Annotated in this window: 26 protein-coding genes; 9 read left to right on the forward strand and 17 right to left on the reverse strand. The window is 58.0% G+C overall.

The features are described 5' to 3' along the window. The first annotated feature begins 123 nt into the window (after positions 1-123). Positions 124-336 (forward strand): sulfurtransferase TusA family protein, encoded by a 213-nt coding sequence (locus ACZ5PA_RS06655; RefSeq protein WP_464929561.1) that lies wholly within the window; start codon positions 124-126, stop codon positions 334-336. A gap of 189 nt (positions 337-525) precedes the next feature. Here the strand turns inward: ACZ5PA_RS06655 and ACZ5PA_RS06660 are convergent, their stop codons facing one another. The 5 genes from ACZ5PA_RS06660 to ACZ5PA_RS06680 all read right to left on the reverse strand — a co-directional run bounded on the left by ACZ5PA_RS06660 (position 526) and on the right by ACZ5PA_RS06680 (position 5644). Continuing rightward, entirely contained in the window at positions 526-1521 is a 996-nt protein-coding gene (locus tag ACZ5PA_RS06660; protein ID WP_464929562.1) for a pyridoxal-phosphate dependent enzyme, read from the reverse strand. A gap of 190 nt (positions 1522-1711) precedes the next feature. After that, complete coding sequence (locus ACZ5PA_RS06665) at positions 1712-3076, reverse strand: ATP-binding protein (RefSeq protein WP_464929563.1); 1365 nt, start codon at positions 3074-3076, stop codon at positions 1712-1714. Positions 3077-3111: 35 nt separating this feature from the next. Next, the gene (locus ACZ5PA_RS06670) at positions 3112-3747 is read right to left on the reverse strand and encodes a DUF120 domain-containing protein (protein WP_464929564.1); all 636 of its coding nucleotides are present in this window, start codon (positions 3745-3747) and stop codon (positions 3112-3114) included. Beyond that, positions 3726-4286, reverse strand: a complete 561-nt coding sequence (locus tag ACZ5PA_RS06675; protein ID WP_464929565.1) for a class II aldolase/adducin family protein — start codon at positions 4284-4286, stop codon at positions 3726-3728. Before ACZ5PA_RS06675 ends, ACZ5PA_RS06670 begins: the two co-directional genes overlap by 22 nt. Continuing rightward, entirely contained in the window at positions 4283-5644 is a 1362-nt protein-coding gene (locus tag ACZ5PA_RS06680; RefSeq protein ID WP_464929566.1) for a digeranylgeranylglycerophospholipid reductase, read from the reverse strand. Before ACZ5PA_RS06680 ends, ACZ5PA_RS06675 begins: the two co-directional genes overlap by 4 nt. Before the next feature lie 91 nt (positions 5645-5735). Here ACZ5PA_RS06680 and ACZ5PA_RS06685 point away from each other — a divergent pair, with 91 nt between their 5' ends. The 3 genes from ACZ5PA_RS06685 to ACZ5PA_RS06695 are packed head-to-tail and all read left to right on the forward strand — an operon-like array spanning position 5736 to position 7104. Beyond that, positions 5736-6143, forward strand: coding sequence for a Holliday junction resolvase (locus ACZ5PA_RS06685; protein ID WP_464929567.1), 408 nt, complete (start codon positions 5736-5738; stop codon positions 6141-6143). Positions 6144-6158: 15 nt separating this feature from the next. Then, positions 6159-6398 (forward strand): hypothetical protein, encoded by a 240-nt coding sequence (locus tag ACZ5PA_RS06690; RefSeq protein WP_464929568.1) that lies wholly within the window; start codon positions 6159-6161, stop codon positions 6396-6398. A 28-nt stretch (positions 6399-6426) separates the two neighbouring features. Beyond that, on the forward strand, positions 6427-7104 hold the full coding sequence (locus ACZ5PA_RS06695) for a metal-dependent hydrolase (RefSeq protein WP_464929569.1): 678 nt from the start codon (positions 6427-6429) through the stop codon (positions 7102-7104). On the opposite strand, the gene ACZ5PA_RS06700 is transcribed toward ACZ5PA_RS06695, so the two are convergent. Together ACZ5PA_RS06700 and ACZ5PA_RS06705 are read right to left on the reverse strand one after the other, a co-directional pair. Further along, on the reverse strand, positions 7101-7589 hold the full coding sequence (locus ACZ5PA_RS06700) for a hypothetical protein (RefSeq protein WP_464929570.1): 489 nt from the start codon (positions 7587-7589) through the stop codon (positions 7101-7103). The genes ACZ5PA_RS06695 and ACZ5PA_RS06700 overlap by 4 nt on opposite strands. Next, entirely contained in the window at positions 7586-8200 is a 615-nt protein-coding gene (locus ACZ5PA_RS06705) for a TATA-box-binding protein (RefSeq protein WP_464929571.1), read from the reverse strand. Before ACZ5PA_RS06705 ends, ACZ5PA_RS06700 begins: the two co-directional genes overlap by 4 nt. Positions 8201-8322: 122 nt before the next feature. Between ACZ5PA_RS06705 and ACZ5PA_RS06710 the strand changes: the two genes are divergently transcribed. After that, positions 8323-8661 (forward strand): 30S ribosomal protein S25e, encoded by a 339-nt coding sequence (locus tag ACZ5PA_RS06710; protein ID WP_464929572.1) that lies wholly within the window; start codon positions 8323-8325, stop codon positions 8659-8661. Here the strand turns inward: ACZ5PA_RS06710 and ACZ5PA_RS06715 are convergent. From ACZ5PA_RS06715 to ACZ5PA_RS06735, 5 genes are all read right to left on the reverse strand, one after another. Further along, positions 8658-9347: a hypothetical protein gene (locus ACZ5PA_RS06715; protein ID WP_464929573.1), complete on the reverse strand. Its 690-nt coding sequence runs from the start codon at positions 9345-9347 to the stop codon at positions 8658-8660. The genes ACZ5PA_RS06710 and ACZ5PA_RS06715 overlap by 4 nt on opposite strands. Then, positions 9313-9552 carry a FaeA/PapI family transcriptional regulator gene (locus ACZ5PA_RS06720; protein WP_464929574.1) on the reverse strand — a complete coding sequence of 80 codons (240 nt, stop codon included), beginning with the start codon at positions 9550-9552 and terminating at the stop codon, positions 9313-9315. The genes ACZ5PA_RS06715 and ACZ5PA_RS06720 overlap by 35 nt, the downstream gene beginning before the upstream one ends. 408 nt (positions 9553-9960) lie before the next feature. Next, positions 9961-11010 (reverse strand): hydroxymethylglutaryl-CoA synthase, encoded by a 1050-nt coding sequence (locus ACZ5PA_RS06725; RefSeq protein ID WP_464929575.1) that lies wholly within the window; start codon positions 11008-11010, stop codon positions 9961-9963. Next, positions 11007-11405 (reverse strand): Zn-ribbon domain-containing OB-fold protein, encoded by a 399-nt coding sequence (locus ACZ5PA_RS06730; protein ID WP_464929576.1) that lies wholly within the window; start codon positions 11403-11405, stop codon positions 11007-11009. The genes ACZ5PA_RS06725 and ACZ5PA_RS06730 overlap by 4 nt, the downstream gene beginning before the upstream one ends. A 75-nt stretch (positions 11406-11480) precedes the next feature. Continuing rightward, positions 11481-12593 (reverse strand): thiolase C-terminal domain-containing protein, encoded by a 1113-nt coding sequence (locus ACZ5PA_RS06735; protein WP_464929577.1) that lies wholly within the window; start codon positions 12591-12593, stop codon positions 11481-11483. A 35-nt stretch (positions 12594-12628) separates the two neighbouring features. On the opposite strand from ACZ5PA_RS06735, the gene hmgA reads away from it, so the two are divergent. Continuing rightward, positions 12629-13843, forward strand: coding sequence for a hydroxymethylglutaryl-CoA reductase (NADPH) (gene hmgA / locus ACZ5PA_RS06740; protein ID WP_464929578.1), 1215 nt, complete (start codon positions 12629-12631; stop codon positions 13841-13843). On the opposite strand, the gene ACZ5PA_RS06745 is transcribed toward hmgA, so the two are convergent. Then, positions 13836-14246 (reverse strand): hypothetical protein, encoded by a 411-nt coding sequence (locus ACZ5PA_RS06745; protein ID WP_464929579.1) that lies wholly within the window; start codon positions 14244-14246, stop codon positions 13836-13838. The two genes, hmgA and ACZ5PA_RS06745, sit on opposite strands and share 8 nt — an antisense overlap. 102 nt (positions 14247-14348) lie before the next feature. On the opposite strand from ACZ5PA_RS06745, the gene ACZ5PA_RS06750 reads away from it, so the two are divergent. Next, positions 14349-16931, forward strand: a complete 2583-nt coding sequence (locus ACZ5PA_RS06750) for a DNA-directed DNA polymerase I (RefSeq protein ID WP_464929580.1) — start codon at positions 14349-14351, stop codon at positions 16929-16931. A 49-nt stretch (positions 16932-16980) separates the two neighbouring features. On the opposite strand, the gene ACZ5PA_RS06755 is transcribed toward ACZ5PA_RS06750, so the two are convergent. Together ACZ5PA_RS06755 and ACZ5PA_RS06760 are read right to left on the reverse strand one after the other, a co-directional pair. Next, on the reverse strand, positions 16981-17382 hold the full coding sequence (locus ACZ5PA_RS06755) for a DUF2286 domain-containing protein (protein WP_464929581.1): 402 nt from the start codon (positions 17380-17382) through the stop codon (positions 16981-16983). Positions 17383-17410: 28 nt separating this feature from the next. Next, positions 17411-17965, reverse strand: coding sequence for a CDP-alcohol phosphatidyltransferase family protein (locus tag ACZ5PA_RS06760; protein ID WP_464929582.1), 555 nt, complete (start codon positions 17963-17965; stop codon positions 17411-17413). Positions 17966-18051: 86 nt separating this feature from the next. Between ACZ5PA_RS06760 and ACZ5PA_RS06765 the strand changes: the two genes are divergently transcribed. Next, positions 18052-18342, forward strand: a complete 291-nt coding sequence (locus tag ACZ5PA_RS06765; RefSeq protein ID WP_464929583.1) for a 30S ribosomal protein S26e — start codon at positions 18052-18054, stop codon at positions 18340-18342. Beyond that, complete coding sequence (locus tag ACZ5PA_RS06770; protein WP_464929584.1) at positions 18339-18827, forward strand: RNA methyltransferase; 489 nt, start codon at positions 18339-18341, stop codon at positions 18825-18827. The genes ACZ5PA_RS06765 and ACZ5PA_RS06770 overlap by 4 nt, the downstream gene beginning before the upstream one ends. Here ACZ5PA_RS06770 and proS read toward each other — a convergent pair. Both proS and ACZ5PA_RS06780 read right to left on the reverse strand, forming a co-directional pair. Beyond that, entirely contained in the window at positions 18805-20268 is a 1464-nt protein-coding gene (gene proS, locus ACZ5PA_RS06775) for a proline--tRNA ligase (protein WP_464929585.1), read from the reverse strand. The two genes, ACZ5PA_RS06770 and proS, sit on opposite strands and share 23 nt — an antisense overlap. Positions 20269-20276: 8 nt before the next feature. Then, on the reverse strand, positions 20277-21071 hold the full coding sequence (locus ACZ5PA_RS06780) for a tRNA (adenine-N1)-methyltransferase (RefSeq protein ID WP_464929586.1): 795 nt from the start codon (positions 21069-21071) through the stop codon (positions 20277-20279). Positions 21072-21085 lie beyond the last annotated feature (14 nt).

A 21085-nucleotide genomic window follows, 5' to 3' on the forward strand; every position in this document is an offset into this window, starting at 1 on the left:
GTCGCTACCACGCGCGCTTGAGGAGAGTGTGTAAGGCTGACGCCTGAGGGCTGGGAGCGTCGAGGTCCCGACTCCGGCAGATCCTAGTTGAAAAGCGTAAATAACTAGCTCGCGTTCTAGGCCATGGAGGTAATAGACGTGAGGGGGAAGACTTGTCCGGATCCCTTAAAAGAAGTCGCCGCTAAGTTGGCCGCCGCCCCGCAAGGGGCACAGTTCAAGGTATTGACAGACGACTATACGTGTTATTTATTCTTGAGGAGGCTCGCCGCGCTAAACGACGTTAAGATATTGGGCTCAGAGGAGGGCGAGGTGTTCGTGTTGTTGCTCGAGAAATGAGCAAGGCAGGGAGCGGCCGAGCTCAAAAGCTAGGAGCCTATCCGCCGATCGGGATCGACGATATCGGAGGGGTCGCGTCTAGGAGGCGGCATATACGAAGGCCCTCCCTCGGCTCTATGCGCGAAGAGGCGACGCCTGGGCTTTACGATTCGCCGAGTTTTACTGGAGGCACGTCCTCTTCGTGCCGCCCTACGCCACCTCGAGAAGCCCCAAGTACTTGAACAAATCGTCGGGGAATACCATGAGGTAGACCCCCTCGGCTTTGCGCCTTATATACTCGTAGTACACGGCCCCGGAGCTCAAGCCGGCGAGCACGCCGTATTTTCTAGCAAGAGCCTTGACCCCCTCGAGGGCCTCCTTGAACGATATGTCGACAAGCTCCGCGGACACGTACTTTATCCACTTCATGCCGCTCTCTATCCTCCTTAGGCCCGGTATCCAGTCGCTGGGCTGCACCGCGATGAGCCTCGCCCCGTACTTGACGCCGAAGTAGAAACCCAAGGCGGCCGAGTGGCCCGACGTCCCGATCCCCGCTATCACGTAGCTAGGCCTTATCCCCCTAGACGAGAGCTGCCAGTCCATCTCGACCGCGGTCCTTATGTGGATGAAGAAATTGGCGTCGTTCTCGAACTGGTTCGTGTGGACCGCGCCCTTAGCCACGTCGCTCTTAATGTGCTCCAGCGCCTCGACCGTCATGGTCACGTCCAAGACCTCGTGCTCTACGCCCAAGACGTCGAGGGCAGGCTCGACGTACCTAGCAGCGGAGGGCAAATATATCTTAACTCTTTTCCCCATCAGGACGCCCAAGGCGCTGAGGGCTATGGCCACATTGCCGCTGGAGACCTCCACGAGCCGATCGCCGTTAATTGATCTAATCAGCGCGTAAGTGGTCCTGTCCTTGATGCTCCTGCTGAAGGGGTTGTACCACTCAAGCTTGGCCCAAGCCTCCTTGGGAGGCTCGCCGACCTTGAGGAGGGGCGTCGGCCACCCCCTCGTCAACAACTCCAGGGGAGATCCGTAAACTCTGTATGAGTCGGGGACGGGGTAGAGCTCCTCGATCCTCAGCTCCTCTCCGGGTTTGACCTCCCTCAAGAATATCCCCGAGAAACAACGGGCGGAGCTGTCGTCGGCTACGTAGCGGCCCTCTCTTATGAGCTTTTCGATGTGAGGGAGACATTCGGGCACCCCTGCATGGCCGGGCCTTAGCGTCTATTTAAAAGCATTGCGCATGCAAAAAGCACATTGAGAAGTAACCTTTAAAAAGTATATATTTCTGTGTTCGCATGTGCACGCCGCCTAGCAAGGCGAAGAAGGAGGAGAAGAAAGAGAAATCATCGTAACGGCCCGTCGTCGAACACGCCTTAAAGCCCTCTTTTTAGACCTCCTTTATCCTCAAGAGTATGGGCTTTCTGAGCGGGTTCATGAGGCCCGCCACGAAGAACTCCCTGGGCTGCAACTGAGTCAAGACGCCCTCGCTCACGTCGGCTAGGTCCAAGTAAGCGGCTATTTCCCTGAGATCTGTAGGCGCCGTTAATCTACTAAAGAACACAGTGCCTAAGTTGGCCCTTATAGAGGGATCTATATCGCCCGCTATGCGTTGGCTGGCCAATATCAACGAGAGGCCCCATTTGCGCCCTTCTCTAGCAGTGGTCTCTATGGGGTCCTTAGAGATGGCCCAATTAGACGGGGCGTAGTTCTGCGCCTCGTCTACTACGAAAACAGTCGGTCTAGGCTCCCTCGTCCTCCTGACCTCGGCCCAAGCCTCCTCTATCACCGACGCCACTATGGCTTGCTTCACCGCGAGCTCCGTGTCGTAGCTCAAGTCGACGACGACGGGGTAGGGCTTTGAGCTCAACACGTCGGCCGGGGTCTTCGTCCTGTTGTTCAACGCCGCGAAGAAGTCAGGATCCACTAGCTGTTTTATGAAGAGCTCCACCCTCTCCGTGGTCGTGTCGCGAGCATTGAGCCTCTTCATGGTCCTCCTGACGTGGGAGAGGAAGGCCTCCTTGCTCCATTGCCCCTCGAAGGTCATAGTGGCTATCTCTATGTACTCTCCGTAAGTCTGCCACGGGAGCTCCGCCAGCTTGGCTATGACCGACGCGAGGACGTTCGGCGGTATCCTTATTTCGGAGGACCTCACCACATTGTCGAAATACGGCGCGTAGTCGACGCCGGTGTGGTCGAAGACCACGATCCTCATATTCCTCTTGGCCAACTCGCCTAAAAGCGCCCTTATCAGCCTAGATTTGCCCATGCCCGTAGCGCCGAAAACCCCCACGTGGTGGGATATAAAGGCGAGGTCCAGCGGGACCTCCCAGCCCGAGTATTTGTGCACGCCGACGTGTACCGCCCTCTCCGCGGGGATCCTCAAGGGCGGGCCCCCCTTCATGAGGTAGACGCGCGATCCCGGCGTGGGCACGTGCTCCACTTCCCTCAAGGACCCCGAGCGGTCGAGCTCGGCGTAGGGCTTCACTATAGCCGTCGTGTAGGGGAGCAGGACGCCGTAGTCGAGCATATCGGGCCTGTCCACATAGGGAGTTCTGACCTTATCCCTCACTACGGGCTCCAGCTTGGTGATCCGTCTCAAGAAGCCCAACACTACTACGTCGGGATCTGCCGGGTCCCTAACGGCCACCATCTGCTCTTCCTGTGCGTAGCGCTCGGCTTGTCTATATATCTGGACGGGTATTGAGGATATAGTAGCGCCGCTGGCCACGATGCCCAGCTCTACGGACGACACTAGGGTCAAGGCCCACGTATTAATTAGCCTATCGCCTAAAGCAGTTGGACCTCGATGGAGACGAAATCGCCGTCCTTGAGGCCCAGCGCGTTTCTGAGCCTAATCGGCGCTATTATCTCGACTACTTCGGGGCCGTGGTGCGTCCTCTCTATCACTAGAAGAGCGCAGTCGATCCCCTGCATCTTGCACCTAAAAGCCTTGACGCTGCCGTAGGTCCTAACGCCGTCCGAGAACCCGCTTATCGTTATGCCGGGCAGGGCCTCTAGATAACGCCGATATATGAGGCTGTCGGGCGTCAGCACCACGTTCAACGTGCCGGGGTAGGGCGTGAAGCCCAGCTTCTCCTCTATCTGCTTCTTATACCCCTCCAGCGAGATGTAGTATGCGCCCTCGCCCAGCCCCCTCGCCACGTACCCCTCCAGCCTTATGGCCGACATGCCGAAATAGCTCATCAAGTCCCTGAGAGCGCCTCTGAGCACCTCGCGGCCCCTCTCGCTCAGCCTTATCTGAGGCCCCTCCTCTACGTAGCCGAGGGCTCTGAGCCTCTTCAAGGCCTTGTAGAGCCCTTGCCTAGAGATCCCGAGCGCCTTCGCGGCCTCAGCCGGCGTGGAGCCCTCAGATTTGGCCAAATACAAGAGGTACCCCAAGATTATGGGCCTTTGCTCGTCCATAGCCTTATTAGAGTGGCCCAAGCCAGATCGTTCACCACCTCGGCCCGGTTCACCGCCTCTGCCAAGCTAGGCCCCACCGCCACCACTCCGTGTCTGCTCAAGATGGCCACGTTGGCCTTGCTGAGCGCGTCGGCGACGGCGTGGGCGAGCTCCCAAGTGCCGGGCTTTATATAGGGGACCAATGCTATGCCTCCGCCCAGATACGACTCGCTCTCGGCGAGCAGGTCCACGTCTATGTTCCCGGCCAACACAGTGGGCGCTACGGCGTGGGTGTGCACCACGGCGGCCACGTCGGGCCTTTTGCGATATATTGCCACGTGCATGCGCCACTCGGAGGAAGGAGCCCTATCGCCCTTGACGACGCGGCCCTCGAGGTCTATATACACGAGGTCTGATGGCTTGAGCAAGGGCTTGGGCATCGACGAGGGGGTTATCACGATGTATTGGCCCGCCCTAGCGCTTATATTGCCGCTCAAGAGCGTCGTCTGGCCTCTAAAGTAGAGCAATCTGTAGTACTCGACGATCTCCTCCTCTATCACGCCGGCATCGGGCCCAAGCCGATCTTCCTCCTGTATTCGCCGTAGGCTTCCATGACCCTCTCGTGCCATCTGTCGAGGCCCTCGGGCGATCTGGGATAATCGAGGTAGAGATCGCCTATCCTCCTCGCGTACTGCATAGCGGTGTAGAGCTTCATGAGGAGGCCGGGCCTCGTCGCGAACTGGAGGGCTATCCTCATCTTGTCCACGAGGGACAAGTTAACGCCTTTGGAGGATATGTCGAGGACCTCCTCCTCGGTCAAGAGCCTCCTCGAGAGGCCGAAGTTCAAGTCGTCGTTGTCGAGGGTCTGCAACATCAGCCTCAACACGTCCAGCTGGGCTTGTTTATGGCCGTATTCGTTCATGTAGTCCAAGTTATAGCTCCATAAGGCCTTGGCGTCGAACTCGCCGGCGGCGAAAGCCTTCTCTATTGTCTTGGCGGCGAGCTCTCCCGTCAACAACGCTTGTCCTATACCCCCGCCGTGTATGGGGTTGACGGCGGCGGCGGCGTCGCCCACGGCCAATACCCCGTTCCACACGAGGGACTTCAGAGGGCGCCTAGTCGGTATAAAGCCTCCGCCCATGTGGACTTTCCCGCGTATTTTGTACCTCGGCTCTAGGTACTTCTTGTAGTTGGCGTTGGGGTTTATCTTCAAGACGCCCCATATCCCCAGCCCTACATTGAGGAAGTCGGACGAGTAGGGGAAGACCCACCAATAACCGCCCGGGGATATCAACTGGTCCAAGTATATCTTGATATACTGGGGGTTCTCGACGGCGCCGTCTATGTAGAAGACCTCCCTATACGCGTGGGATACGTCCTCGGGGTGTAGCCTCTCGGAGATGGGCCACGTGTCGGGCAACTTGGTCCTTATCACTCCGACTGAGCCCGAGGCGTCTACAACGACCTTGGCCCTGAACTCCTTGTGGACGCCTTGTTTGTTATCGACGGCTTTGACCCCCGCCACATATCCGTTCTCCAACACAGGCGCCACGGCCGTATGGCCTTCGAAAAACGTCGCGCCCGCGTTGATGGCCTCCTTGACGAGCCACTTCCCCCAATTGAAGCGGTCGAGCATATAGCCCTCCCCCGCTATGAGGTACCTCGTCTTCATGTCGGGGCTGAAGAGCTCAACGCCCTTTATGTCGTTTACAAATATCTTGGGGTTTGGGGTCAAGAAACGGGACATCCTATCGACGTGGTGTTTACCCAACGCGTCGCCGCACGTCTTAACGCCGACCTTATCGCCGCTTTTGGAGTCCATGAAGGCGACCTTGAAGCCCCTCTTGGCGAGGTTGTAGGCAGTATAAGCGCCGGCGGTGCCCGCGCCGACGACGACGACATCGTAGAGCTCCGACATGCCCCCACATCGCCTCTCCTATTTAAAGCATTCTCCTTAATCCGATACAAATGTGGAGGCTACTGATATTAACGCGGATCCCGCCTACATTGTGACGAGCCCTAAGGCCAAGGGCGCATCCAAGGAGAGGTCTGTGGCGAATACGTTATGGGAGAGGGGATGCGCCGTGTTGCGCGGTTGCTCCTCGGGCGGCGGCGTCAGGAAGAGGTTCGTCCCCGACGTGGTGGCGATATGCGCGGGCAAAGTGCTCGTTATGGAGCTCAAATACAGGGCCAAGAGGACTAAGGTGAGAGTGGAGAGGGAGAAAATAGAAGGGCTTCTCGAGTTCGCCGCGCGGTCGGGAGGCAAGGCCTATGTCTTAGTGAAGTTCGGAAGAGGGCCTTGGAAGGTCTTCGAGGTGGTCGAGCCGAGCGACGTAGACATAAGCGTCGAGGCCTACGACGACGCGCCCGCGTTGGAGCACTTATTGCTCTCGATCTTCAACAAACAATTAATATAACGCCCAGGTAGACGCGTGGCAGAGGACCTAAACGCCCTCTTGGAGCTCGCCAAGGCCAAGGCGAGGGATCCGTTGAAATACGCGAAAATACTCTACGATCCAAAAACCAAGACGTATAGGCTCAAGCTCGTCTTGTTAAAGCCCATGCCGTTCTCGGCGCTTAGGGAGATCGCAGCCGCCGCCGAGGCTCGCGGCTATCAAGTGAGCGTATATGCGCCCCACGCGCGGGCGATCCGCCTAGATCTCCGGAAGTAGAGATATAAAACGCCAGCTTCGACCGCATATGCAAGTGAAGTGGTTCGGACACGCGTTCTTCCTAGTGGAGGCCGGATCGCTCAAGATACTCGTGGATCCGTGGGCGACCCACCCGCTCTCGCCCACGACGGTAGACGAGGTAGTGGGGCTGAGGCCCAATTATATACTAGTCACGCACGACCACCTAGACCACTTGGGCGAATCCGTTGACATATCCAAGAGGACGGGCGCTCCGATAGTGGGCACCTACGAGCTGTCCCTCGAGGTGGCCGAAAAGGGAGTGCCGGAGGCCCAGACCATAGGCATGAACATAGGCGGCACCGTGAAGCTCGGCGACGGCGTCGAGGTCTACATGACCCCGGCGCTACATACGGCCAATCGCGGCGCGCCCACGGGCTTCGTCATCTCCACGCCCGAGGGGACTATATATCACGCCGGAGATACGGGCGTCTTCGGCGATATGGAGTTGATAGGGAGGATGTTCGACATAGACGTGGCCCTTCTGCCCATAGGCGGCTTCTACACCATGGGCCCCCGCGAGGCGACGTGGGCCGTCCAGCTCTTGAGGGCCAAGTCGGTGGTGCCGATGCACTACAACACGTTCCCAGTCATTAAACAAGACCCCGAGGACTTCAAGAACAGAGTCGAGGCCGTGTCCAACAGCAAGGTTTACGTCATGAAGCCGGGCGAGGTCTTGAAGATCTAGAGCACCTCTAGCTCCCTGTAGGAGTCGCACGACAAGAGCTCCACGGGCGTGCAACGCGTACACCTATCGCATTTGAGGCGCCCCCGCAAGACCTCCTCTACCCATTTCGGGCTGAACGCGCCGGCGTTCACGAAAAGCCCCTCCACGAGTCCCGGGTCAAGCCTACTGAGCTGGGCGACGTCCTCCACCAAGTAGTAGCCCCTTAAGCCCGCGCCGGGCCTCAACAAAGGCCTCGTCCTCTTGCTTCTTATCGCTAAGCCGTCGACTAGGACGGTTAGGTCGGGCCTTATCTCGCGCGCCATCTTCACCAATACCTTGTTCTTGGTCCTAATAGCTATCGCGAAATAGGCGGTCCTCAAGGCGGCCATGACGCATCCCAAGCTCTCGCCGACGTAGGGCACCACGTTAGGCCTAACCGCCTCGCAGATGGGGACGAGTAGAGGAAGGTCCGTCTCTATTACGCGATCCGCATACAGCCCGATCACTCCTCCTCGCCCTCCTCCACCTCTTCTTCGACCTCGCGGCCCTCCTCCACGTACAACACGCCGATATCCTTCAGCTTGTCGTATAGCTGTTGGACGGCCACCGCGACGTCCTCCTCAGACTTCGCGCCGGTGCAGACTATCTTCCCGGAGCCGAATATGAGGACCACGACTCTCGGATTAGTCATCCTGTATATGAGGCCGGGGAACTGCTCTGGCTCGTACATAGCGTTCTCCAGCAAGAGCGCTGCTTGTTCTAGATCGACCTCGGCGTTGAGGCTGCCCGAGGCCACTATGTTCTGTACTTGGACCTCGGGGTTAAGCGGCACGTTCGCGCCGTGATCGTTCAACAACTTCACTAAGGCGTGGACGGCGTTTTTGAGGTCGCTTTCGTTCTTAGCCCCCGTGCACACCACTTTGCCCGTCCGGAATATCAAAGCAGAGATCCTCGGCTTAGTGAGCCTGAGGATTAGCCCGGGGAATTGGTCGGGGTTATATTCTGCCACGGGCAAGCGCTCAGCCAGTTGTTCTAGGTCCAGCTCGACGCCGAGGTTCACCGTGGCTACGATGTTCTCTATCTTGTGAGAGGGGCCGTGGCGTTTAGAAGATTCCATACCCACTTTTTAAACCCTATTTAAATACGTAGTTGTGAAAAACCCTAGAGGACTCAAGGCTACACGTCGGCGACGTATACGCTGACGGCTTAAGCTTATAAATAGGCTATACCCAATACCTCATGGGCGGCAAGAAGAGGCCGACTTTGAGCCAATTGGCCAAGAAGGCCGAAAAAGCCCAACAACAGCAACAACAAGCGCAAGCTAAGGCTAAGAAGAAGGAGGAGGGGGGCGCCAAGAGGCAAGCCCAATCCGCGTTCGACAAGTTGCTGGAGGCGTTGGCCAAGGACGTTCAGTCGATGCCCGTCGTCACTGTGTACGACGTCGCTAACAAATACGGCGTTAAGATGACTGTGGCCCAAAAAGCGCTCAGGGCGTTGAAGGAGAGGGGCGATCTAGTATTGGCGGTCAAGGGGCACAGAACGGAGGCATACGTGCCTGCGCGCAGGGCAGCCAGCTAGAGCCTCGTCTCCGTTTTGAACTCCACCCTCTTCTTCAAGTTCACTACCCCGAGTTCGTGTAGCTCCACTACGTCGTAGGCCCTCAATACGTTTAAGACACGTTTGACAATATCGGGGTCCACCTTGGCGCTCCTCCTAATATCGTCTAGAAGCCTCAACACGCCCACGCTCGGGTAGCTGGAGAGGTACGTCATGATGGCGTTCAGCACGCGCTCCGCGTCGACGGGGCTGAGGCCCGTGGCGCCCGCCACGCTCTCCACTAGCCTGGCCCGATCGAGCCGATCCCCCGACTCTTGCTGGGGGGCTTGGACCGCGGAGACATCCTCGACCCGCAAGGCCTCCCGCCGCTCGAGCTTCGCGGCGGCCGCAGGTTGCTCTTCCTTGTTGGGAGGCGCCTCCTCCCTCTTGGCCTCGGGCTTCCTCGGCCTTTCCCCCACGCCGGGTCGCCTTTGGGCCTCGACCGCCCCGCGCGTTGCGCTCTTGGTGAGGTCGAACAAGCTCAACTGTTTTCCCCTCTCCCTCCTCGGAGCCTCCGCCTTGGGCGGGCCTTGGTATAGCCTAATGGTGTGGGGCCCTATGCGGATCTCGGGGCCGTCCGCCTCGCAGCCTTGTTTCGCGCAGATAATAGAGGCCCCGAGTACGCCTATCAGCTCACTGTTCTTTAAGTCCGCTTTCTTGCTCAACATTGAGGCGCCAATACGCTATCTTCCCGCGCCTCACCTCCTTTATCACCCCCTCGCGCTCTAGTATCTTCAAGACGTAGAAGATCTGCGAGTGGCTCATGCCCGTGAGCCTCATTATAGCGCTGGTCGTGAGCTCTCCGTGCTTTTTCAACAACTCCACTATCTGGTCCTTCCTCTGTAAAACCTTGTCGGTAGGCCTGCGGGGCATAGACAACTCTACGCACGAATTTTTAACTTAAAAGTCTATAAAAACGATATTATCGCCCGCGCCCTGCGCGCGAAGGGCTCCGCGCGTCGCTGGGCCGCGGGGATATCCGATATATGTCCACAAGCCCTAGCGCCTCGGCGAGCTGCTAACATCTCGGAAGGGGAAATCCGAGGCCGAGAGGGGTCCACAGCGCTGTGGCGCGGCCGACGAGAGCCCGCTCGTCGTGTTGGCATTCTTCTAGATGCCCGAAAACGCCACGGCTCGTCCTCGTAGAACTCCGCGTTCGGCTCAACAGCCTTCGCCGTCGACGTATTGCGTAAGGCCGTCGGCCTCTCGGAATAGAAACGACGTAGGCCCGCCGCTTGCACGCCTCCAGCCAACGCCCTCTGTATTAAAAGGGGGATGGAGTTATTCGAAGAGCTTTATCATCTTTCTATTCTTTAAATACATGGCGTAGTCTATGTATATCTTATCCGCGATCATCTCGTCGACTTTGGGCACGTCGGATTTCTGCCTCTCGAGGATCAAATCGGTTACGTTCAACACGAAGGCGTTGGAGCCCGCGCCGGAGCCGAAGGTCACTAGCAGAATCTTGTCGTTCGGTTTCGCTTGTTCCAAGACTCTCGCTAGCCCCATGAGGGCTGAGGCGTTGTACGTGTTGCCTATGTGGGTCACGACTACGCCCGGCTTTACCTTCTCGGCGGGGAAGCCCAGCATAGCCGCGGCCCTCATGGGGAATCTGCCGTTGGGCTGGTGGAAGACAGCATAGGCGAAGTCCGAGACCTTATAGCCGTATTTCTCCATGACCCCCTTGGCCGCGCCGACTACGTGCCGGAAATAGGCGGGCTCCCCCGTGAAGCCCTCCCCGTGCATGGGATACGGCGAGCCCTCTCTGCGCCAAAAGTCCGGGGTGTCGGAGTTGTAGGTGTATATGGCCTCGAACTCGGCCGCCACGCCGTCCTTGCCTATCACGTAGGCGACTCCTCCGCTACTGGCCGAGTAGTCGAGGTGTTCGCCGGGCTCCCCCTGCGAGGTGTCCGTGCCGACCGCTAAGCCGTATTCTATCCTACCCGACTCCACGAGCCCCGTTATGGCCACTATGCCGTCCGAGGCCGCCTTGCAGGCGAACTCCATATCGACGGCGAAGGCGTTGTTGGGCAAGCCCAAGGCGTCTATCAGTATAGACGATATGGGCTTGACCGCGTACGGCTTAGACTCCGTGCCCGAGTACACAGCCCCTATCCTTTTGGGGTCCACGCCGCCCCTCCTCAGAGCCCTCCTGGCGGCCTCCACGGCTATAGTGACCGCGTCTTCGTCGTATCCCTCCACGGACTTCTCGTAGACCAGATACATGTCGATTATCTTCTGCGGGTCGTCGCCCCACGTAGCCGCTATATCTTCTGTCCTGATGCGGTACTTCGGTATATATGCCCCCCAGCTCACTATGCCGGTCCTCATGGCCTCGGCCTGAACTTATAGCCGTACATGACTAGGCCGTATTTGCCGTCCACGACGACTCGCCTGAAGACCACCTCAATCCTCTGGCCCGGCTTTAGCTTCTCGGGCACAGCGTCTACTATTTGCCCCAAGACCTTCACGGGGCCCAGCTTCACTAGCCCTATGACGAGCGGCTTCTGCTTCACGAAATCCGTGGGGACGGACCTCAGCACCGTGAACTCCACCAGCTCGCCCTCGTGGGGCAGCTGGTAGTCCTCGAGCTCCGCGGAGCCGCACTTGGCGCATTTGAGGACCGGCGGGTAGTACACCTCGCCGCATTTCTTACAACGCTTGGCGACCAGCCTATAATAGGCTGTGATGTTGCGCCAATACAGAGGCACCGACTCGTGTTCCATGTACTGCCGTACGCGCCTTATTTATATATTTTGCTATATTCCATAACGTCAGAAGTCGATATCGAGCATGACGTCCTATACCCCCAACACGACCACTGTGGACACCTTGTCGACGCCGCCCATGGAGTGGATCACGCCTATGGATCCATCGGCTTTCTTGAACGGGCTTCGGCCGAGGAGCTGCCAGACCACCTCCACGGCTTGGTATACGCCCGTCGCGCCCATGACGTTGCCTCTGCTCTTCAGCCCTCCGCTTAAGTTAACCTTCAGATCGGAGCCGGATTTAAGCGCCGCGAGCAGACCGCCGCGGGGGGCCAGCCCGAGCGCCTCGGCGGCCAACACGCCGAATATGGAATAGGAGTCGTGCACCTCGGCGGTCGCTACGTCGCGCGGCGTTATGCCGGCCATTCTGTAGGCCCTCTCGGCGGCCTCCTTCGCCGAGTACAACACGTCGTAGTCGGGCCTGTTGTTGAAGGGAATTGCGTTGGTGACGGTCCACATGCCTAACAGTTTAGCGACGCCCCTTTTATCGCACAGCACCACGGCAGCAGCGCCGTCGGCCATGGGGCCGACGTCGTAGAGCCTCAGCGGATCGCTGACGAGCTCGCTCTCCAGGACGTCCTCCACCTTCGCTTGCTTCCTCATGTAGGCGTACGGGTTCGAGGCCCCGTTCTTGTGCATCAACACGGGCCACAAGGCGAGGTCCTCGTACTTGTACTCGTACTTGGCCAAGTACACCTTGGCCATTATAGCGGCTTGGGCCGCCGGCGTTGCGCCGAAATACCTCTCGTAGACTGTATCCGTGGCAGTTGAATATATATCTTGTTGTTGGTTGGACAAAACGTCGTTGGGCTTATCTACGCCGACGACGCCCACGCAACTGTATAGGCCGGATCGTATGGCCATGGCCGCCGCCATGAGGGCGGCCCCGCCCGAGCCGTCCGCGTTCTCGACTCTGTACGTGGCTATTTTGTCGAGGCCTAGGCGGGACGCTATATAGGCGCCCAACATCTGTTGTTTATCGGCTTGCTCCGCAGTCGCCGAGGCGACGAACAAGGCCTCGATCTCCGGATAGCCCGCGTCCTTGAGGGCCTCATCCAACACCCGCGCGGCCATCTCGTCGGCGTTAAGCCCGTAGTGGCGGCCCGTCTGGGCCATAGCCGTGCCGTTTATCCATACGTCTCGCATCGAAAACGTAATAAGACAATGTATTAAAACGTTGAGTGGAGGAGGTCTACGAGGCGATCGATAACGGGAAACTGAAGCTACACGAGCTGGACAAGGCCTTAGGCGATTCCAATAAGGCCGCCGAGTACAGGAGGAGGTACTTGGAGAGGAAGCTGGGCGTGAAGCTCGACGCAATAGGGTCGACGGTCATCGACTTCAACAAGGCCGTGGGGAGGAACATAGAGAACCCGATAGGGGCGGCCCAAATACCAATAGGGATCGCGGGGCCTCTCCTAATCGAGGGCGCCTACGCCCGCGGCCTTTACTACATACCGTTGGCAACCACCGAGGGCGCCCTCGTGGCCTCGGTCAATAGAGGCGCCAAGCTCGTCACGGAGTCGGGCGGAGCTCGCGCCCGAGTTCTGAGGGACGGAATGGCGAGAGCCCCCCTCTTCAAGCTCCCCTCGCTCGCCGACGCCTTGGAGTTCTTAGAGTGGGTTAACGCCCATAGGGAGGAGATAAAGAGGGCCGCTGAGTCCACGACTAGGCACGGCAAGTTGAAGGATATCCAGCCCTTCGTGGTGGGCAACAACGTGTGGCTTAGGCTAGTCTTCGAGACTGGGGACGCCATGGGGATGAACATGGCCACTATAGCCTCCGAGGCCGCCGCTACGTATATACAAGAGAACTTCCCCAAGGCCAAGCTCGTGGCACTCAGCGGCAACATGTGCGTGGACAAGAAGCCCAACGCGGTGAATTTCCTCATGGGGAGGGGGAAGACCGTGATCGCGGAGGCCCTCGTGAGGCGCGACGTCCTCTCCAAGCTCGGCGTCACCCCGGAGGCGGTCCACGAGGTCAACGTCAGGAAGAACCTGCTCGGCTCGGCGTTGGCGCACTCGTATGGCTTCAACGCTCATTTCGCCAACATAATAGCGGCTATATTCATAGCGACGGGCCAAGACGTGGCGCAAGTCGTCGAGTCTAGCATGGGCATAACTTGGACCGAGCCCAGGGAGGAGGGGCTCTACATATCGGTTACGTTGCCTAGCCTCGAGGTGGGCACCGTCGGCGGGGGCACTTGGCTGCCCACGCAGCGCGAGGCGTTGTCGATATTGGGCGTGGCGGGATCTGGAGATCCGCCGGGCACGAACGCGTTGAAGTTCGCCGAGATAGTAGCGTCGGCGGTGTTGGCCGGCGAGTTGAACTTGATAGTGGCCCTAGCCAGAGACGAGCTTGCGAGGGCCCATCAAGCCTTAGGCCGTTCTAAGTAATTACTTGTGCTATCTTGTAAGAAAATTGTCTTATTTTTGGGATTACGTTTTCTATATGCCAAAGCGGATTTATAAAAACTATGAGCCAACCTTTTTTATTGGGCAACTCGAATATACCAACTTTATAGTTCATATATTTCACCATGACGTATTGGAAATCGCCGAGACTTTCGTCTTGATTCTGCTTGATGATGTTGACCAGCTCGATTAGGTTAGAGACTTGCCTCAAGGTCTTAGCGGTTAGGGTGTTAGGTAAATGGTGTATTACTGGCACTCCTCGCGAGTCCAATATAGTAACCCCTTGTATAACTTCGCCTATGACTTCTGTCAATAAGATCTTCTTGAGATCCGTAGACATGGTCGTCTTCGCGTCGTTCTTATGCGGTGAAACGTAAATGACCATATATGGTGCTCTGCGTAGCCCTTTAAATGTTTTCACCGCGATGTCTCGGCCTTGGCCGATAATACCGTTGCTCAGTTTTTAACGTGTCTCGTAGTAGGATAAGTGCGCGAAGAGGAGGTCTTCCTCGAAGAGGAGGAGGAAACTCGCGAATTCGAGGAGGAGGAAGTGGCCGAGTATAGGATAAAAGGCGTTGTCTCCTCCTCGATACCTCCATCTATCGTCCTTTCGGTCACCTACGACGGCGCTGAGGGCAAGGCGCTCGTGAAGCTATACGATCCAGCCAACGACGTCGTGTATTATTGGTACGACAACACGGGACATAGGCCTTACTTGATATCGGATCTGCCGCCCGAAGTAATCGCCGAGAAGTTCCCGGAGGTGTTGAAGCATCAAGGGTTCAGCCACATAGAAGTAGTAGAGAAGTACGACGCGTTGGCCGACAGGAAAGTAGTCGTCAGCAAGGTCTACGCCAAGGACCCCTTGTCCATCGGAGGCGGGAGGAAGTCCATCAGAGACCTACTGCCCAAGACTTGGGAGTCCAAGATAAAGTACCACCACAGCTACCTCTTCGACAAGGGGATAATACCTGGCATGTGGTATAGAGGCGAGGGCAACGGCTTGGTCCCCGTGGAGGTGGAGATACCGCAAGAGGTCGCCAAGAGCCTATCCTCGGTCTTCTCCTCCGACGACGAGAGGGCCGAGGCCTCCAACTGGATACCGCTCTTCCAAGCCCCCGTGCCCCACATAAAACGAGTCGCGATAGACATAGAGGTCTTCACTCCGCAGGAGAACAAGGTGCCGAACCCCAAAGACGCCCAGTACGAGGTGGTCTCCGTCGCGCTCGTGGGTAGCGACGGCTTGCGCAGAGTCCTCCTCCTCAAGAGGCCCGGCGTGGAGGTCGACTTGAGCGCTTTCGTCGACGCGGATTTCGACGTTATTTTCTTCGATAACGAATACGACCTACTCGCCGAGGTGTTCAAGACATTGGTCCAATACCCCTTAGTCGTGTCCTTCAATGGCGACAACTTCGATCTGCCGTATCTCTACAACAGAGCTCTGGCACTCGGCTTCAAGAAGGAGGAGATACCCATAGTCGCCAGGAGGGACTACGTGACGGTCGCCCCCGGCATTCACATAGACCTCTATAAGTTCTTCGCCATAAAGGCCGTCGAGGTCTACGCCTTCGGCGGCGTCTACAGAGGGGAGAGAGGGCTGGACGCAATAGCCTCGGCCATACTAGGCGTAGGCAAAGTAGAAAGACAAGGCGTTATATCCTCGCTCCCGTTGGACGAGCTGGCCGAGTACAACTTCCGCGACGCCTTCATTACGCTCTACTTCACTTTGTACAACGACGAGCTCGTCATGAAGCTGATTGTATTATTGTCCAGAATAGCCAAGCTGCCTCCCGAGGACTTGACGAGGTCTCAAGTATCGGCGTGGATCAGGAATATGCTGTATTACGAACACAGGAGGAGGGGCTGGCTGATACCCAACCAAGAGGACATCTTGGCGTCTAGGGGGAAGACGTACACCAAGGCGGTCATAAAGGGCAAGAAATACGCCGGCGCCGTCGTTTTGGACCCGCCTTCGGGCGTCTTCTTCAACATCTACGTGTTGGACTTCGCGTCCTTGTACCCCTCTGTTATCAGCAAATGGAACCTCTCGTACGAGACCGTGAATTGCCAAAACGACGAGAACGCCGAGAGGCCCATAGCCGAGCTGCCGCATTGGATATGCAAGAAGCGGAGGGGGATAACCAGCCTCCTCGTGGGGATACTACGCGATTTGAGGGTGCACGTGTATAAGAAGCTGGCCAAGAGCGCCCCCTCGCCTCAAGAAAGAGCGCTTTACGACGTGGTCCAGAGCGCCATGAAGGTGTTCATAAACGCCTCCTACGGCGTTTTCGGGGCTGAGACGTTCCCGCTCTACTGCCCGCCCGTGGCCGAGCTGACGACCGCCCTCGCGAGGTACGTCATGACCAGCACTGTGTTGAGGGCGGTAGAGCTGGGCATGGCGCCCATATACGGCGATACCGATAGCTTGTTCCTCCTCGGGGCGAGCGACGAGAAGGTGAAGGGGTTGATGGACTACGCCGCGAAGCTCGGCATAGATATAGACCTAGACAAGGTCTATAGGTTTGTGTTATTCAGCGGGAGGAAGAAGAACTATCTGGGCGTTACGGCAGACGGCGGAGTGGTGATAAAGGGGCTTGTGGGGAAGAAGCGCAACGCGCCTATCTTCGTCAAGGAGTTTTTGGACGAGATAGTGGAGAAGCTCAAGGCAGTTAACAGCTTGGACGACTTGTTCAAGGTCAGAGAGGAGATATCCGAGCTGGTCAAGGACTACGAAACGAGGCTCAGGGAGAGGAGGATAACGCTCGATAAATTGACCATTAAGACATCGCTCAACAAGGACTTGGACGAGTACACGAAGAACAAGCCCCAACACGTGAAAGCCGCCGAGATCTTGAGCAAAGTAGCAGGGATCAAGTTGGGCAAAGGAGACGTCGTTGCCTATATCAAGACCCGCGACGCGCTCGGCGTGAAGCCGGTGCAGTTGGCTAGAATCGACGAGATAGACGAGAAGAAGTACATAGACCTCATGGCGACGACAGTAGAACAAGTGCTCGAGGCGCTCGGCTTCACCATGGAGGAATTGAGAGGCGTGACCAAGCTGGTCGGATAACGGCGGTTGAAGAAAGACCAGCAAGCCTTGTCGGCGAGACGCGCCTCGGCTACTCCTCGGCGGGTTCCGCCAGCTCTTGCAGTACGGAGTTTATGATCTGCTCGTCGGAGGAGTCGTCGATATGGGGCGCTATCACCACCGCGTCGTCGATTTTCATGATGTCGCCCGTCCACGTGCTGTTGTAGACCACTTCGAAGACCGGCACGGTGACCTCTATCCTATCGCCTATTCTTTTCGGCGAGAACTCCCTTATTTTCTCCAACAACTCCCTGGTTATAGGCGCCTGGAAGCTCAACGTGACGAAGTCCCTCAATATTATGAAGTCGGAGAGCGCGGGGTTCCACTTATTGAGCAGCTGGGCGCCCTCCCTCTTCACGGCGTCTACGACTTTCTCCTCCACTACCTTCTTCTCGACGACCTTGCCGTTTGATATCCGCGCCACCAAGCTCATAGGATGGCGATGAGCTCGGTAAATAAGCTCATCGCCTAAGCGCTCTATAGGCTAAGAGGATTCGGAGGGCTGCCGCCACGTTGACCAAGACTGCGTATAGGTAGAGAGCCCAGACCAACAAGGCCTTGTCGAAAACGCCGAGGAGGGACGCGCATATGAGGTAGATCAGCCTCTCGGCCCTCTCCATGAAGCCGACGCCGCGCATGGAGAGGCCCAGCGACTCCGCCCTGGCCCTCACGTAGCTTATTAGAAAAGTCCCCACGAGCGAGGCGTAGGTTATAAGAGGGGGGACGGCCCAGTAGAAGTAGAGCAATATCACGGAGTCCGTGTAACGATCAAGGGCGGAGTCCAACAAAGCGCCCGGCCTCCCCGCGGTGCCCTTGGCCCTCGCCACGGCGCCGTCCAGCACGTCGAGAAGGCCCACTACGCCTATCAAGAGCCACGCCGGAACTCCGTATATCCAGACAAGCGGCAGACCCCCCAGCGCCACGGCCAAGGACAACGCCGTGACGAGGTCGGCAGGCAACGGTATATACGAGCCGATTTTGTCCAAATTCACGTACTTCCTAAGCTTCTCGATCACGGGACCGCCTCGAACTTAGTTATTAATACTAGTACGCCGATCTGGCGCCCGAAAGTTTTAAAAAACTCCAGCTGTCTGGGCGCCGTATGCCTAAGAAAAGGAAAAATCGAGGTCGACATAAGGGCGATAAAGGGCACGAGCCCGTAGTGCACTGCGACAACTGCGGAAAGCTGATGCCGAGATCCAAGGCCGTGAGGGTCACGATCCCCTATAGCCCCGTGCCTCCCGACCTGGCGAAAGAGCTCGAAAAACAAGGCGCGATAATACCCAAGTACTACATCACGAGGACTTACTGCATAAACTGCGCCATATTCTTCGGCTTGATCAAGGTGAGGCCCAGGGAGGAGAGGAAGAAGAGGGCGCCGCTAGCGGTTTGAGCTTCTTGATAAAGTCTGATACGGCTTGTTGGCGGGATTTTCCGCCGGAGCCGTTGGTCAAGGGCAGAGCCGACGTGCTCTTGGACTTCGCCTTGGAGGCGTTGAGGGCCGGGGCCGTCAAGGTCTATCTCCTCTTCTGCGACGACGTCGTTGTGGAGGTAGAGAGGGCCCGGGCTAGAAGCGCTAGGGAGCTGGCGCAGGAGCTCCTCGGCCTGAAGCGGTATAAATCGTCGTTGCGGGAGCTCGTGGCGAGCTGGAGGGGGCCGGTTTATTACTTACACGAATCGGGCGTCGATATAGACGAGGTCGAGATAACCCGGGATTCGTTGATAATAGTCGGGGACCAAGACGGCTTGTCGAGGGAGGACGAGGAGTTCTTGAGGGGCAAGGCCAAGTGGGTCTCGATAGGGCCTTTGCCGTATTTGAGCTGGACCTGCGCCGTGTATGTGGCCAAGAGGATAACTAGTAGCGCTCCGAGAGCCTAAGCCAGAAGCTGGCCTTCTTGTCGGGGCATGCCAAGTCGCGCAGATCGCCGCCGCCCACATCGGCTTGCGAGTCGACCGGAACGCCCAAGGCGTCGGCCCCCAGCGTCTGGGATATCCTCAAGCCGCAGTCGTTATCGCCGCTCCAGGGCACCTCGACGACTTTACCCTCCTCTATCGCCTTCTTGGCGTCCTCGAGCCCCTCGGCCTTGACCACAGAGGCCTTAAGCCTCTCCCAAGCAGAGCGCCTTAAGCTCTCCTCGACTTCTGCCAAGAGCCTCCTCACGGCGTCTTCCAGCTCGTCGAGCGCGACCGAGTACTTCTCGAGCGTGTCCCTTCTGGCCACCACGACGGATTTCGTCTCCAAGTCCTTCTTCCCTATCTCGATCCTCAGCGGCACGCCTTTCAGCTCCCAATAGTAGAACTTCCAGCCGGGCGTCTTGTCCTCTCTGTCGTCCAGATGCGCCCTCACTCCCGCGGCCTTCAGCCTCTCCAGGACGCTCGTCGCCGCGTCCATGACGACTTTCCTCTCTTCGCCGTATATTATCGGCACGATCACTACCTGGATAGGCGCCACGACCGGCGGGAGCGTCGTGCCGGCGTTATCGCCGTGCATTATCAACATAGCAGCTATGCTCCTTTCGCTTATCCCGTACGACGTGGTGTGGACGTAGTCGTGGCTCCCGTCGGGCTTGAGGTAAGTGACCTCGAAGACTTTGGAGAAGTTCGTGCCCAAGTAGTGGACGGTGCCTATCTGCAGAGTCCTGCCGTCAGGCAATATGGTATCGAAGGCTATGGTGTAGACGGCGCCTGCGAACTTATCCCAGTCGGGTCTCCGCGATATCAAATAGGGAACGCAAAGCGTGTCGAATATCTTCTTGTATATCTCGACCGCCAGCTTGACTTGCCTCTCCGCGTCCTCCCTATCCGCATGCGCTGTGTGCGCCTCCTTGAACATGCTTATCTCCCTGACCCTTATCATGGGGTTCGTCATCTTGGTCTCGGCCCTAAAGACGCTGACTATTTGGTACACGGCCAACGGGAGGTCCTTGTAGTCTTGTATCCACAACTTGAACATGGGCATTATGGCGGTCTCCGACGTGGGCCTCAATATCAGCCTCTCCCCAGCCTCGCCGCCTTTCGAGACCCAGAAGACCTCGGACTCGAAGCCCCTTATGTGTTGGGACTCCTTGCTGAAGAACTCGTAGGGGATAAACACGGGGAAGAGGACCTCTTGATGTCCCGTCGAGTCGTGCAACTCCCTTATTATGGACTCGACGAGCCTTCTTATCTTCATGCCGTAAGGCCTCCAGACGAAGGCGCCCTTGACGGGGTATCTTATATCGTAGATCTCGGCCTCGCGCAGAAGCCAGTGGAACCACTCCATCAGATTGCTCTTCAGCTTGTCCCTGGGATGGGGCCTCGCGGCTCTGATCAACTGCATGGACTTCGTCACGAGCGGGTTAAAAATGTGTGTGGTCCGCGAGCGGGCGGCGCCCTTCCCCAGATCACGAACCCCGTGAAGACCACGGCCCTGGTCTCAGGCCGCATCTCCCCGGGCGTTGCCTTCCAAGGCCTCACGAACAGCTCGGCCATGTTCACGTCGAGGACGCCGCGGGATCTCATGGCGGCTAGGCTCTTCTGGGCGTGGTCCACGCTCGTGCTGAACACGACCAAGACGCCGCCGGGCCTCAACGCCTCGAGGGCCGCGTCCAGCGCATTCCAAGGAGCGCCCATGTCGAGGACCACGGCGTCTAGCCCCTCGGCGCCGAAGCCCGACTTCGTCACGTCGGAGACCACCAAGTCGACGACTCCCTCGAGCCCCAGCGATTTTATGTTGCCCCAAGCTATCTCGGCGAAGTCCTCCCTCGCCTCGTAGGTGAGCACTCTGCCTTGCGGGCCCACCCTCCACGCCAACATGCACGCGAGGTAGCCGGAGCCGGTCCCCGCCTCGGCGACCTCGGAGCCGGGCCCTATGCCGGCTACTAGGGATATGAACTCGGCGTCGGCCGGGTAGACGACTTGTGTAGCGTGCCTCAAGCGGGGCAGCACGTCGTACAGCGTAGGCCTCAAGACGTAAAGCCTATGCCCCAACGACGTGGGGACCACGCTACCGTATTCGGCCGAGTCCAACGCCGCGGCCTCCACGAAGCCTTTTATGGTCTCTATCCTCCTGCCAGTGTGTCTCACCACGAGCTTGTAGCCGTCCTCAGCCACTAAGAGGACCCATTCGCCCCTCCTCACCACGCCCAGCCGAGCGG

Source organism: Thermoproteus thermophilus, from assembly GCF_055392855.1.

Coding starts and splice junctions, on each gene's coding strand:
- proS (WP_464929585.1), bottom strand. CDS start 20,268: ATGCAGTTGATCAGAGCCGCGAGGCCCCATCCCAGGGACAAGCTGAAG.
- ACZ5PA_RS06705 (WP_464929571.1), bottom strand. CDS start 8,200: ATGGAATCTTCTAAACGCCACGGCCCCTCTCACAAGATAGAGAACATC.
- ACZ5PA_RS06755 (WP_464929581.1), bottom strand. CDS start 17,382: ATGAGCTTGGTGGCGCGGATATCAAACGGCAAGGTCGTCGAGAAGAAG.
- ACZ5PA_RS06715 (WP_464929573.1), bottom strand. CDS start 9,347: ATGTTGAGCAAGAAAGCGGACTTAAAGAACAGTGAGCTGATAGGCGTA.
- ACZ5PA_RS06720 (WP_464929574.1), bottom strand. CDS start 9,552: ATGCCCCGCAGGCCTACCGACAAGGTTTTACAGAGGAAGGACCAGATA.
- ACZ5PA_RS06710 (WP_464929572.1), top strand. CDS start 8,323: ATGGGCGGCAAGAAGAGGCCGACTTTGAGCCAATTGGCCAAGAAGGCC.
- ACZ5PA_RS06745 (WP_464929579.1), bottom strand. CDS start 14,246: ATGGTCATTTACGTTTCACCGCATAAGAACGACGCGAAGACGACCATG.
- ACZ5PA_RS06765 (WP_464929583.1), top strand. CDS start 18,052: ATGCCTAAGAAAAGGAAAAATCGAGGTCGACATAAGGGCGATAAAGGG.
- ACZ5PA_RS06730 (WP_464929576.1), bottom strand. CDS start 11,405: ATGGAACACGAGTCGGTGCCTCTGTATTGGCGCAACATCACAGCCTAT.
- ACZ5PA_RS06655 (WP_464929561.1), top strand. CDS start 124: ATGGAGGTAATAGACGTGAGGGGGAAGACTTGTCCGGATCCCTTAAAA.
- ACZ5PA_RS06670 (WP_464929564.1), bottom strand. CDS start 3,747: ATGGACGAGCAAAGGCCCATAATCTTGGGGTACCTCTTGTATTTGGCC.
- ACZ5PA_RS06735 (WP_464929577.1), bottom strand. CDS start 12,593: ATGCGAGACGTATGGATAAACGGCACGGCTATGGCCCAGACGGGCCGC.
- ACZ5PA_RS06725 (WP_464929575.1), bottom strand. CDS start 11,010: ATGAGGACCGGCATAGTGAGCTGGGGGGCATATATACCGAAGTACCGC.
- ACZ5PA_RS06680 (WP_464929566.1), bottom strand. CDS start 5,644: ATGTCGGAGCTCTACGATGTCGTCGTCGTCGGCGCGGGCACCGCCGGC.
- ACZ5PA_RS06695 (WP_464929569.1), top strand. CDS start 6,427: ATGCAAGTGAAGTGGTTCGGACACGCGTTCTTCCTAGTGGAGGCCGGA.